General features: G+C 49.3%; 8 protein-coding genes. All 8 read right to left on the minus strand.

Annotated elements, in window-relative coordinates; all coding sequences use genetic code 11:
- Positions 1-6: 6 nt before the first annotated feature.
- Positions 7-654 carry a hypothetical protein gene (locus ACOMG9_RS02710; RefSeq protein WP_448215661.1) on the minus strand — a complete coding sequence of 216 codons (648 nt, stop codon included), beginning with the start codon at positions 652-654 and terminating at the stop codon, positions 7-9.
- Between the two features lie 110 nt (positions 655-764).
- Positions 765-2,060, minus strand: coding sequence for a glutamate-1-semialdehyde 2,1-aminomutase (gene hemL, locus ACOMG9_RS02715; RefSeq protein ID WP_422136819.1), 1,296 nt, complete (start codon positions 2,058-2,060; stop codon positions 765-767).
- Between the two features lie 13 nt (positions 2,061-2,073).
- The gene (gene thiE / locus ACOMG9_RS02720; protein ID WP_422136820.1) at positions 2,074-2,688 is read right to left on the minus strand and encodes a thiamine phosphate synthase; all 615 of its coding nucleotides are present in this window, start codon (positions 2,686-2,688) and stop codon (positions 2,074-2,076) included.
- Between the two features lie 62 nt (positions 2,689-2,750).
- A complete protein-coding gene (gene radA / locus ACOMG9_RS02725; RefSeq protein ID WP_422136821.1) occupies positions 2,751-4,124 on the minus strand; it encodes a DNA repair protein RadA in 1,374 nt (457 codons plus the stop codon).
- Between the two features lie 174 nt (positions 4,125-4,298).
- A complete protein-coding gene (locus tag ACOMG9_RS02730; RefSeq protein ID WP_494529714.1) occupies positions 4,299-5,387 on the minus strand; it encodes an RING finger protein in 1,089 nt (362 codons plus the stop codon).
- A 1,181-nt stretch (positions 5,388-6,568) separates the two neighbouring features.
- On the minus strand, positions 6,569-7,729 hold the full coding sequence (locus ACOMG9_RS02735; RefSeq protein ID WP_448215663.1) for an RING finger protein: 1,161 nt from the start codon (positions 7,727-7,729) through the stop codon (positions 6,569-6,571).
- A gap of 318 nt (positions 7,730-8,047) precedes the next feature.
- Positions 8,048-9,769 (minus strand): hypothetical protein, encoded by a 1,722-nt coding sequence (locus ACOMG9_RS02740; RefSeq protein WP_448215664.1) that lies wholly within the window; start codon positions 9,767-9,769, stop codon positions 8,048-8,050.
- A gap of 349 nt (positions 9,770-10,118) precedes the next feature.
- Entirely contained in the window at positions 10,119-13,199 is a 3,081-nt protein-coding gene (gene ydiJ, locus ACOMG9_RS02745) for a D-2-hydroxyglutarate dehydrogenase YdiJ (RefSeq protein WP_448215665.1), read from the minus strand.
- Positions 13,200-13,313 lie beyond the last annotated feature (114 nt).

A 13,313-nucleotide genomic window follows, 5' to 3' on the forward strand; every position in this document is an offset into this window, starting at 1 on the left:
GTTCGTTTATTCCTGATTGATGTCTGCTTGTTCGAAAGGCCGGTTCTGGTTTTTCAATAGCATGAACAAACCGGTTGCCATCAGCAGGCTTCCCAGGGCAAGCATGTAGCGGAATAGGTTAAGCCTCAGGTATCCGCCCAGGGTGCCCTGATTGCCAATGACCAGGCCGCCAATAAAAAAGCTGATGAACGCAATGAGCAGTAAGCCTTTGGGTCCGGGCTCTACCTGTGCTCTGACGACACTGTAGAGGGCTATGAGCAGGCTGAAAGCCAACAGGGCGTCCCTGTAGAGTGTTTCAACCCCGTACCAGCGGCTTATTTCGTAAGCCAGACAGAGTCCGATGATCATCCTTCCCCAGGCCGGCTTGCTCCACACCCTGTTAGACAGAAGCAGGGCAATGGCTGTACCAACTAATGGTGGCGAAAGGTAAGTAGCGGCGTTATTCAGAAAGAGATAGACACCGGTCCAGATCTCTGAAAAGCCATACTTCAGGGTGCCCGCTGCCGACGCCAGAGCAACCAGCAGGAAGCCCAGGAGGGCCCCCTTGGTAGCCGTTCTGTGAATCTCGGCAAATGCCTGTTGCTGGCAGAGCAGGAAAACAGCAAAGGTGCTGGCAGCTGCCAGCACCGCATCCGAAAGAGCCAGTGAACTCATAGTGAATACAGCCGTGAGGTAAGAAAACTATTTTGCGTCATTCTCATGTATGAATCCGGTGAGCATGGAAAACGACGCAGTAAAATATTTTTCACGGTCAATTGATTACCTTATCGACAGTGAAGGAAAGCACGATCCGCAGCCTCTATGGTTTTCTGAATCTCCAGATCACCATGAGCTTCGGATATAAATCCGGCTTCGAATGCGGAGGGAGCCAGATAGACTCCCTCATCCAGCATGGCGTGGAAGAAGCGACCATAGAAGGTTCCATCGCAGGCCATTACCTGATTAAAGCGGTCGACGCGAGGCTGGTCAGTGAAAAATAAACCAAACATACCACCCACTTGAGAGGTTTGCAGGGGAATACCATGTTGTGAGGCTTTCTCCTTGAAGCCTGCCAGCAACTTCGCTGCTTTTTCGGTAAGTTCTGCGTGGAAGCCTGGACGGCTCAGGTTTCTCAGTGTCGCCAGCCCTGCGGCCATAGCCAACGGGTTACCAGACAGGGTGCCGGCCTGATAAACCGGTCCCAGTGGAGCCAGGTGCTCCATGACCTCTTTTCGGCCACCAAAAGCACCCACTGGCAGACCGCCACCTATGATTTTACCCAGTGTCGTCAGATCTGGTTTTACGCCATAGTGAGCCTGTGCTCCACCCAGGGCAACACGGAATCCGGTCATGACTTCATCAAAGATTAGCAGGGCGCCGTACTCACTACATACTTCTCTCAGACCTTCAAGGAAACCTTTGACCGGGGGAATGCAGTTCATGTTACCGGCCACTGGTTCGACGATGATACAGGCCACTTCGCTGCCTGTTTCTGCAAAAGCCTGTTTAACAGAGTCAATGTCGTTGTACGTCAGTGTAATAGTGCTTTCTGCCAGAGCTTGAGGAACTCCCGGAGAACTTGGCACTCCCAGAGTCAGTGCGCCAGAGCCAGCCTTTACCAGCAGTGAGTCAGAATGGCCATGGTAGTTGCCTTCAAACTTGACAATTTTGTCACGGCCGGTAAAGCCCCTGGCCAGACGAATAGCACTCATGGTGGCTTCGGTGCCCGAGCTCACCATTCTGAGCAGTTCCATGGAGGGAAAAATTTCACGGACTTTCAGAGCCAGCTCGGTTTCCAGGGTTGTGGGCGCACCAAAGCTCATTCCATCCAGAGCCTGGTCGCGAACGGCGCTGACAACATCCGGATGGTTATGTCCGAGAATCATCGGACCCCAGGAACCCACATAATCAATCAGGCTGTTGCCATCGACATCTTGAATATAGGCACCTTTGGCACTTTTGAAGAAGACTGGCTTGCCACCGACACCCTTGAACGCTCTGACCGGTGAGTTGACTCCCCCCGGGATGACAGCCTGGGCTTCAGTAAACAGAGTGCTAGAGCGTTCATGGGGAAGGGACATGATCTATTCCTGATTAAAACAATTCAGTAAAACTGCGGGCACGACTCTGAATATCTGTGGAAGCAAATAAATTATGAACCACTGCCACCATATCAGCACCCACTTCTATGAGCTGCGGGGCATTATCCACAGTAATTCCTCCAATAGCTACAACAGGGACTTCAAAGGTCTCCCGGGCAGAAGGCAGAAGTGACGGCTCGGCAGGCTTGGCGTCAGGCTTGGTATGTGAGGGGAAAAAACGTCCAAAGGCAATGTAATCGGCACCCTCCTCAACAGCCTTGTGGGCCAGATCGAGAGATCCTTCACAGCTGATACCAATAATAGCGTATTCCCCGAGCCTTTTTCGGGCGGATTTTATGGATTCATCCTGTTGTCCCAGGTGCACGCCGTCTGCTTCCGATTCTGCAGCCAGTTCAATGTCATCATTGATGATCAAAAGGGCCCCGTAAGTGTGGCAGAGCACCCTCAGAGTACTGGCCTGACGGAACCTCTTTTCATGATCCAGACTTTTGTCTCGGTACTGAAGTACTTTCATGCCGCCCATCAAAGCCTGTTCAACCGCTTCCAGTAGAATACGATCGTCGGGGAGAAGCTGGCTGTCGGTTACACCGTAGAGACCTTTGAGCATGTTCTAACCTGATTTCAAACATTTCGCCGGATTATAACAGGATGAGTGTCGACCCGGATAATTCAGATAGCCTCCAGTGCCTCGGACAGTTTGTGAACACCGACAACAGTTAATCCTTCAATGGGTTTTCTGGGCTTGTTTGCTGCCGGAACAATGGCTCTTCTGAAACCATGTTTGGCCGCTTCAATCAGGCGTTCCTGACCATTGGCAACGGGCCTGATTTCACCCGCAAGGCCCACTTCCCCAAAGGCAAAAAGGTCTTGGGGCAGAGCACTGTCACGCAGGCTGGAAACGACTGCCAGCAAACCGGCCAGATCGGCGCTGGTTTCTGTGACTTTCACGCCCCCTACCACGTTGAGAAAGACATCCTGATCGCTGGTAAAAATACCCCCGTGTCGAGTCAGTATCGCCAGCAGCATGGCCAGCCTGTTTTGATCCAGTCCCACTGTTACACGTCTTGGGTTGCCTAGCTGCGAGTCTACGACCAGTGCCTGAATTTCCACCAGAAGAGGGCGGGTGCCTTCCCACAAAACATTGATAATGCTGCCTGAGGTGGGCTCAGATGCCCGGGACAGGAAAATGGCTGAAGGATTTTTGACTTCTTTCATGCCCCTTTCCGTCATGGCAAAGATGCCCAGCTCATTCACCTGACCAAATCGGTTCTTGGTTGCCCGCATAACCCTGAAGCGTGAATCATCAGTATTTCCAAGCATGATCTGGGTATCAATAATATGGGACAGGGTCATGGGGCCTGCCAGAGAATTATCTTTGGTCACATGGCCCACCAACAATAAGACAGTGCCTGTCTGTTTGGCAAAACGGGTGAGGAAGGCAGCGGACTCCCTGACCTGGGCAACGCCTCCGGGAGCCGCATCCACACCGTTCATATACATGACCTGGATAGAGTCGATAACAATAACCCCTGGCTTCTCCTGTTCGGCCACAGCGACAATATTTTCGGCTGAGGTTTCTGCCAGCATCTTCAGGCGATCGGCAGGCAGGTCGAGGCGTTTGGCCCGGGCTGCAATCTGTTGCAGTGATTCCTCACCGGAGACATAAAGGGCATTCATGCTCTGGGCAACATGACACAGGACCTGAAGCAGGATGGTACTCTTGCCAGCCCCCGGATGGCCGCCAATCAGGACAGCACTGCCTTTGACAAAACCACCGCCGAGAACCCGATCAAACTCTGACGTGCCACTGCTGAACCTGGGCGCTTCAGCAACATCCACCTCACTCAGGGTCTGAAGACCACTGAGGGTGCCTGCAAAGCCTGATTTATTGACGGCACCAATAGAGGGGGAAGCCGCAGGTCCCAGGTTGACCTCTTTGAACGTATTCCAGGCTTTACAGTCTGGACATTGCCCTTGCCACTTGGAGGACTCGCTGCCGCACTCAGTGCAGACATAGGCTTTTCTGGATTTTGCTTTGGCCATTAGAAGGTTTCAGATAAAACTCTATGGTAGCCTGTCCTTGTGTCAGCTCCAACTTAAAGCGCCATCTCTTTGTTGCGAGTCTGAAGCCTTTCTCGCACATGGCTCACAGTCATGACAGCAAGAGTCGTTTGTGCAATCAGTCAGTTTTTTTAGAATACCTGTCTACCAGAAGCTTCAGGGTTGCCCCCTGTCATGGTCACGAAACAGGTTCATGAACGGGGGGTGGATTCTCGCTATATGAACCCTCAGGGCTGCTTGAGTATTGAAAACCAACCCACATTGCCGCAGACAGTCATTTTCGTCGATTGTGATCGCGTTGCAAGCTATTGGACCACGCGCTCTCGAATGGCTATCGAAAGAGGCCGTTTGTGAGGAGCTGATCCCCCGGGACTCGTTGCAAGAACATGACAAGTCCTGCGGTGCCTCTTCGCGTAATGCAAAATCTGGTGAGTTTGCTAATGAAGACAGATCTACTCTGCAATATGGGCAGATTTCCGCAGCTGTCTGAAATATATTTTGTAAACAATGTTTATCAATTTTCTGTGAACAACAGGGCGTAACAATCACGTTGGTAAACATTTCAAAGCATATAGGGCAATCGTTACTTGCTTCAGGTAGCTCTCTGCTATCAGCTGGTGGTCGGAATTGACAAACGCCGTTACAGGAGTCGACGTAACAATCTATACCGTAAGTATGTTGATGTTGTTCGGGGTCTCCATTACCGTCGCGGTGGCAAGAGAGAAGCCTGGCAAAAGAGCCTATAAGACGGTTGATTGTTCCTGAGGCCTGCTGACCGGATGATGCTGATGCCTGGCTTTGTTGGCTATTTTCTGTTTGACCCTGTCCCGGAAGGACCATAGTGGTGATCGCAAACGGTTGATCCTGACTTGCCTCCGGTTGATCCACCAGATTAAAGAGAGATGAATCTGGGTTCCCATAGCTTTTCAAAAGCACGCCGACAGCGACAAGCGCTTCTAATGGTATCCATGAATAAAGTTTGGCGCTCAAAGGGTTGTCACTGGTGGTCAGGAGCAGTTTTTTGACTACCAGCAGATGAGTGGCATAAATCAGCTCCCACGATATCGATTCAATAAAAGATGTTGTTTCAACGTTACCGTTGCGTTCTATAGAAAAGCTCCCTTTTGGGACGCCTCCATCCTGTTCAAACTCGGCAATAAAATATCTTTTTAACGGTTCCGCAGAACATATAACAGACACCGACATTAGCAATAACAGCAGTGCCGCCGAAAACGGTTTTTTCAAAGGTTTAACCTGACAGCTATTTTGTGTCTTTGAGAATGTGGAGGCTAGACCAGAAACTCATCAGGGGTATATTTATTCGAGATACCCGATCAGGTCTCTGACGTACTTGTAGACTCTTTGACATGGCCCGTCCTCGCCAACTATTGGCAAGTCTCCGTTAACAGAACCTGTTAAGTCCTGCGGTGCCTCTGCGCTTGCTACAAAACCTAATGATCGTAATACTGATAAACTGCCTGCTGTGCAAAATGGGCACTGTCTCGACTCCGACCATAACAAAGCATCCAGTAGATAACATGTCTCGACTCTTTTCGAACAACAGGGAGTCACAAGCACATCATCTCTAAACATTTGATGGCATATAGGGCACTCCCCATCTGCTTCACTTGGAGAAAAATCCGGTGATTGAGCTAGAAAAGACAAATCTTCTCTGCAATATGGGCAGGTGTTCCCGGTTTTCTTAAATGCCTCTTGCAAACAGTGTTTGTCAATTTTCTGCGAACAACAAAGAGTAAGAATCGTATTGGTAAACATTTCACAGCATATAGGGCATTCGTCACTTGCTTCAGGTAGCATTCTGCTATCAGTGGGTGATCGAAATCGACAAACGCCATTACAGGAATCGACATAACAATCCAAACCGTAAGTATGTTGGGGTTGTTCAGGGTTCCCCTCACCGTCGCGGCGGCAAGGCAGGAGCCTGGCGAAAAAGCTTTAAGACGTTTGGTTGTTCCTGAGGCCCGCAGATTGGATGATGCTGATGCCTGGCTTTGCTGGTCATATTTGTTGACGCTGTCCGGGAAGTACCATAGTGGTGATGGCAAACGGATGATCCTGACTGGCCTCCAGTTGATCCGCCGTGTTGAACCGTAATGAATTGGAGTTCCAATCACTTTTCAAAAGCATGCCGACGGCGACAAACGTTTCTACCGGTATCCATGAATAAGGTTGGCACTCAGGGCGTTGTTGTAAGGTTCGGCGTAGCAGATAACAGACAACGACATCAGCAAGAACAGCAATGCCGCAGAAAATGGTTTTCTCAAGGGGTCATCCTTAATATCTATTTCGTATTTTTTGAAATAGAGAGGCTAGATCAGAACGTTGTTAAATCAAGAAAAAATGATCGATTGGTATGAAATTCCCCGCTCCAATCATAGAGGGGGCTCTCTGGCCACGTCACAGTTTCATCGGCGAAAGTGGCAGTGTGATACATGATTGGCCAGGGCTGCGTGATTTTTGCAGACCTTCCCACATGGCAACACCCTGCCAATCCCGTCCATTAGGATCACCTCGCAGACTGCTAGATCAAGTGCTCTCATAGTGTTAGTGAAAGAGGCCGTTTGTGAGGAACTGATACCCGAAGGCTTGTTATCAGCAACTGTTAAGTCCTGCTGTGATTCTACACTTGCTGCAAAATCCGGTGATTCTGCCAGGAAAGACAGATCTCTTCTGCAAAATGGACAGGTTTTCGTTGACCCTGGTGAAGTGCTCAGAAATATCTCTTTTAAACAGTGTGTGTCAATTTTATTCGAACAACAGGGAGTCACAGTTACTTTTCCAAACATTTCAAAGCATATGGGGCACTCCTCACCTGTATCAGGTTGCCCGCTGCTATCAGCTTGTGATCGGAATTGACAAACGCCATTACAGGAATCGACGTAACAATTTAAGCCGAAAGTATGCTGATGTTGTTCGGGGTTTTCTTTGCCTTCGCCAGAGCCGCGAGACAGAAGCCTGGCGAAAAAGCCTTTACGGGTGATTGTTCCTGAGGCCTGCTGACCGGATGATGCTGATGCCTGGTTTTGTTGGCCATTTTCTGTTTGATCCTGTCCCGGAAGCACCATAGTGGTGATCGCAAACGGATGATCCTGACTTGTCTCCAGTTGATCCACCGGGTTAAACAGCGATGAATTGGAGTTCCAATAGCTTTTCAAAAGTATGCCGACAGCGACAAACGCTTCTGCGGGTATCCATGAATAGGGTTTGGCGCTCAGAAGCGGGGCGCTGGTGGTCAGAACCAGCTTGTAAGCAACCAGCAGATGAGCGACATAAATCAATTCCCACGGGATTGATTCAATAAGAGGCGTTGTTTCTCCATAATCGCCAAGTCTGTATGATTTGTGATCAGGCGGAAAAATTGATCCTGAGTCATCATTTGTTTCGGCAGAGTATGACTTATCGTACGACAATGTGTTTTTATTGTATTCTATGAAAAAACTCCTTTCTGGAACGCCTCCATCTTGTTCAAACTCGACAATAAAATGTCTTTTAAAAGATTTGGCATTACAGGTAACAGGCAGCAATATTAGCAATAACAGCAGTGCCTTGGAAAATGGCTTTTTCAAAGCTTTATCCTTACATCTGTTTTGTGTTTTTAAGAATTGAGAGGCTAGACCAGAAAATTGATAGATCAAGAAAATAAGTATTTTTTCAAAAACAAAGGTTTCACCGTGCTAGAAAATGTCTTCTAAGTAATTAACGCCCGGAGTATTCATGACAACACTGGCCTTATCAGCAGTTTTTTGGCGTTAGTTGACAATTTTTATTTCAACTGTCGATACCAAACACCTCTACTCATACAACCTTGGCTTCAGGCCGTGTTTCGGCCGCAGGCATGGTCTTGCCTGCGATGCCGAGTTCATTTGTCCATCGTCGTTTATGATTCAGTATTGACTTGAGCTGCCAATTTCCTCTGATTTCAAACCTGAATCAGGTTTGATTTCCGAGAGGGTGGCAATTTCAAAAGAGAGTGATTGGGCGATGGCTATCAACGTTCTGTAACCAGCACTTTCTACCTGTCTGGGTAACTTCAGTACTTTGCTTAACATATCCGGGTTGTTTTTCAGGAAGCTCTTTACCTGAGCTGCGAAAGCGTTGGGAAACCGGCAAACCACGGGAGGTGTTGCTGACATTTGTCGGGTGATCAATTTATGAAAACCGGAAGGGTTTCCAGAAAAGAGCTGTTGCCAGTTTTCAATACTGAGCCGGGTCGCATTTTCTGCGATAAACCCGGGCCAGAAGTCGACCAGATCAGGGTGAGCAAGTAGTTTTTTAAAAACAGTCGGCTCAATGTCCAGAGCCGCTTTTGGGTAATGTTTGATGAATTCCAGAGTGATAGTTTTTTCCTGGGTAAAGTCAGACAGTAGCAGTGTACTTCGGGTGGCTTTGCACAAAAGCGGTGACCGGGCAACCATCAAGCCGTTCTGGTGCCTCAGATAATGTTTTGAGGCTACGGTAATATAGTGCTCTTCCATTTCCGGGCTGAGTTGAATCAGAAGAATGAGCTGATGCACGAGGGCTGACTTACATCGAGCCAACACATTCGGGTATTTCAGATAAAGACCAAGACCCATCATGTCAGGATCATCCTGTGGCAGACGGGCAATAATGTCGGTGCTCTGCTGCCGGGCAATAGAGAGAACAATTTGATAAAGAGGATCTTGTTTCTTGCGCTGAGGCTTTGCAATGCGCAGGAGGTGATCATCCAGTGAAAGCTTCATGTTCTTCAGGTCCATAGCTACGGCGTCAGGACATTTTTCCAGACGGGATCTGAGTTCAAACCCTTTAACTTTCAGAAACCTGTCACCAAGATCTTTATCCTGACGGATCTTCTTCAGCAGTCGTTCCAGATTTTCAGTGTTGGATGATTGCAACCAGCCATCCATTTCAATCAGTGATTCGGCATTATCATCCCACTGTCGCTTCTCATCTTTTGCAACCTGATTCGCTGCCTTGGCAGAAGAAGGCGTGACAACATTGCCCTGAGTCTCAGTAATAAGGTCTTTGGTGAAGGCATCAAAACAGTTTCGGGTGGTCTGATACAGGTCATTCAGATCGCCCTGAGTTGCGCACAGATGACTGAATTCATCCAGCCATTCAAACAGTGCTGTTCTGTAGAATCCGACAAGCTGGTTGAGATCGCTGACGTCCATAAGGTCGCAGAATCTTGAAAAGCCTTCATGCAGGGTTTGTTTCAGTTCGACCTGAATATTTTTCCCGGTTTTTTTGGCTTTGACGGAAGCTTGCAGCAGATTATTGAGCTGCTCTCTGGTACGAATGATCTGACAGGCGGGGGTTTTCAGGAATGCTGCGACCTGTTTGGTCAGTACTGAGAAGTCCAGCTCTCCCGCTACCTTTGCTTCAAGCATTGAGGCGGAACGATCACTGAGGTTGAGGTATTGATTCACATCCTGGGCTGATTGAATCAGCGAGCCGAGCAGGTTTCTCAGGCGAACCGGGTCCGGATGAGTGACAATCCAGTCTTTATAGCTGGCTATTACTTCCACCAGTTCGTATTGGTCATTGAGTCCAACCCTGGTACCCGGTGCAAACTTATTACGATCTAGCGTCAGATCCCGAACCTGTTTATAAAGACCCTGAGTCATTGTTTACTTCCCTGTTTTAAAACCTCTTTATCAAGAATCTAGCAACAGAAACAGAGTCAGGATCAGAGTCAGAAACCTGATTCAGCATTTAGATAAGCTTTAACAGTGAGTGGAGATGACAAAAAGGCGTCAGCAGGAGAGCGCCCTGAGCACTCTTCAGCACAGATCAGATTTCCTTGTGGGGGCCGAATCCTGGTGAGCGCCCGGGATTTCAATCTGCTCACGAATCAGTACGATGACCCCCTGTGTCAGCATTCATGGTGGTTTTGGAAGGTTGCACGCTGGCTGATCTGATTGAGAATCCTAATGAGCTGTCAGAGCTGTTGGCAGTGGGTTGAGCACTGTTATTTTACTCGTTCATCAAGGCCAACAGCCTTGAGACCGGGTGAGGAATCTCGGTATTCCCAAAACGCTTAACCTGACTTCTACAGGAGTAGCCGGTAGCCAACAGTTGATCCTGGTTGTCAGGATTCTCGATCACAGGTTTCCAGCTCATGTCGTATAGCTTGCGGGACGTTTCCTGGTTACGGGTTTCATGTCCGTAGATACCCGCCATACCGCAACAGCCAGTAGCCTGGTAAGTCAGTTTTAGTCCACAGGCGGCAAACAGCTTTTGCCACTGTGCCGGTGCTGCTGGCGCATTCGTGGTTTCCGTGCAGTGCCCCAGCAGCTTGAACTCACCATTCAGATTTAACTGAAGCTCACGAATGGTATCTGCCTGACTGGCAAACCATTCCGAGAGTAATTGCACTTTGGGAGCTTCTTCACTCATGATCTCATGGTATTCATCGCGATAAGTCAGGGTAACGGCAGCATCAATCCCTATCAGGGCTACACCTTTATCGGCCAGTTTTTTGAGTGCTCTGGCATTGGTTTTCGCGACTTTCTCAAAACGCCCCAGAAAACCATAGACATGCAACACTTTGCCGTTGGGTTTATAGGGCGCAACGAGAGGACGATAACCGAGTCTGACCAACAGCTCGACCAGGTCAGTCAATACCGGAGTTTCGAAAAAACTGGTAAAGGCGTCCTGAACAATCACCACCGTTCGAGCCAGCTCTTTTTCTGTCATGGAAGCAAGCAGACTGTCTGAGGCCACGGAGGCACCAGAACGACAGCTGTCTTCCAGAGGGGATGCACTGGTGATAGTCGGCAGATCCTGAAGACCGGACGTTTTGGCCGAAAGCTTGTTCATCAAACCCGAGTTGGCCACACGGTTGTAAACAGATTTGGCTTTTGCCAGTGTTGGCAGAACGGGTTCCAACATGGCAGCAGCATGATGTTTAGCAGGGCGCAGGTAGCGAGTGTGGTAAAGCTCAAAGTACCGGGACCTCAGGTCAGGCACATTCACCTGAATGGGGCACTGACCTGCACAGGACTTACAGCTCATACAGCTGTCCAGTGCTTCATAAACATCATGACTGAAATCTTCCTTGCCTCGCAGCTTGGCAATGCTGTTGCGGGTCTTGTCCATGGCGTTATAGAAAATTCCGGACTGGCGAGCTTCGTCCATTGCTTCAGAGATGTTGCTGCCCGCCGCGCTTTGCAGTCGCAACCATTCACGTACCAGTCCTGATCGGCCTTTGGGTGATTGAGTTCTATCCAGAGTGGCCTTCCAGGTTGGACACATGGCGCTGTTGGGGTTGTAATTAAAGCAGGCGCCATTGCCATTGCAATACATGCCATGGGTAAAAGCATCGAAGGCTTTTCTTTCGATGGTTCTGTCCAGCTGGCCACGGGTTTGCACACCGTCAATTTTCAGCAGGGTTTCTGATGCCCGGGTGGAGGGTGTCGCTATTTTTCCCGGATTCAACTGATTATGGGGGTCGAAAGCACTTTTGATGTTTTGTAGTACCGGGTAAAGATCCTGAAAAAAGTCGGGTGCGTATTCAGAGCGAACGCCTTTGCCATGCTCTCCCCAAAGGACGCCACCATGGGCTTTCGCCAGCGCAGAGACTTCATCACTGATGGTTCTGACCAGAACCTCCTGCTCAAGATCTTTCATATCAATGGCGGGTCTTACATGGAGAACCCCGGCGTCGACATGACCAAACATGCCATAAGACAGGTTATGGCTATCCAGTAACGCCCGGAAGCGAGCGATAAAAGCAGCCAGATTCTCTGGTGGCACGGCAACGTCTTCTACAAAGGGTATAGGTCGTGCGTCGCCTTCCATGTTGCCCAGCAATCCCACGGACTGCTTGCGCATATTCCAGATCTTTTTAACGTTTGGAGTTCCTGTCACAACGCTGTGACCCACCCGCTGGATTTCCGATGGCTTGTCCAACTCTGCTTTTAAGCGTTCAATACCTTTTTCAATATCGGCTTGCGACTGGCCGGTGTATTCAACAAAGTTAATGCCGTCTATTTGATCAACATCATCCGGAAAGTACTCTTTGACGCTCTCCCAGACACTGTCTGCTTTGGCGAGCGACAGAACTTTGGAATCAATGGTTTCAACCGAGCTTGGAGTCGCTTGCATAAGGGACTGGGCATCCCTCAGCGATTCCTGAAAGCTGGAGTAGAACATCAGAACCAGTGCAGAGGTGTCGGGTATAGGCAGAAGGTTGACCTTGATTTCACTGATCATGGCCAGGGTCCCTTCAGAACCGCAAAGAATGGCATTGAGATCAAACTTGCCAACGTCTTCAGGGTTCACAGGATCTTTTCTGCGGATATTGGCCAGATCGTAGCCGGTGAGATTACGGTTGAGCTTTGGAAAGATGGTTTCGACACGATCTTTATTCTGGTTATAGGCTTCAATCACCGTTTTGTGAACCTGCCCTGCACGGTCTTCGCGCTGACAGATTTCATCAAGCTCCTGTTCTGTCAGTGGTGATGAGTTCCATACGGTGCCATCAGCAAAGACCGAGGTCAGTTCAAGGACATGATGGCGGGTTTTGCCATAGACAACTGACCCCTGACCACTGGCATCGGTGTTTACCATGCCACCCACTGTCGCCCGGTTGCTGGTGGACAGTTCCGGGGCAAAAAACAGTCCGTGCTTTGCAGCCAGATCATTCAGATAGTCTTTGACGGTACCGCTTTGAACCCTTGCCCAGCGCTCTTCAGGGTTGATCTCCAGAACCTGATTCATATAGCGACTGGTGTCTACCATAAATCCCGAGGTTAGTGACTGGCCGTTGGTGCCGGTACCTCCTCCCCTTGGAGAGAGTACAACCGTTTGAAAAGAAGGTTCATTAGCCAATGACAACATTGTGCTCAGATCTTCGGTGCCTTTGGGGTATAGGACACCTGCCGGATACACCTGATAGATCGAGTTGTCAGTGGCCAGTACAGTCCGTTCTGCATAGCCCAGCTCTATATCGCCCTGGAATCCGGAGCTGGCCAGCCGATCGGCAAAATTCTGATACAGCGTCCCTTCTGCGCTGGTGGCATTGACGGCCTGTTGGTTCAGTTTGCTGATCACTTTCCTACTCCCGGGCTTTGCTGTTTTATCGTCTTGCGAAGCGAAGGTGACGTTTCTCGGACTGCGTATTGTACGCAATTAAAAGTCTTTAGTCAGTGGGGATTTTTGCTCATT

Source organism: Endozoicomonas sp. PH6C (genome assembly GCF_059322965.1).

Excerpts from the sequence above, each read along its gene's own strand:
- ACOMG9_RS02710 (WP_448215661.1), bottom strand. The coding sequence starts at position 654 with ATGAGTTCACTGGCTCTTTCGGATGCGGTGCTGGCAGCTGCCAGCACC.
- thiE (WP_422136820.1), bottom strand. The coding sequence starts at position 2,688 with ATGCTCAAAGGTCTCTACGGTGTAACCGACAGCCAGCTTCTCCCCGAC.
- radA (WP_422136821.1), bottom strand. The coding sequence starts at position 4,124 with ATGGCCAAAGCAAAATCCAGAAAAGCCTATGTCTGCACTGAGTGCGGC.
- hemL (WP_422136819.1), bottom strand. The coding sequence starts at position 2,060 with ATGTCCCTTCCCCATGAACGCTCTAGCACTCTGTTTACTGAAGCCCAG.
- ACOMG9_RS02740 (WP_448215664.1), bottom strand. The coding sequence starts at position 9,769 with ATGACTCAGGGTCTTTATAAACAGGTTCGGGATCTGACGCTAGATCGT.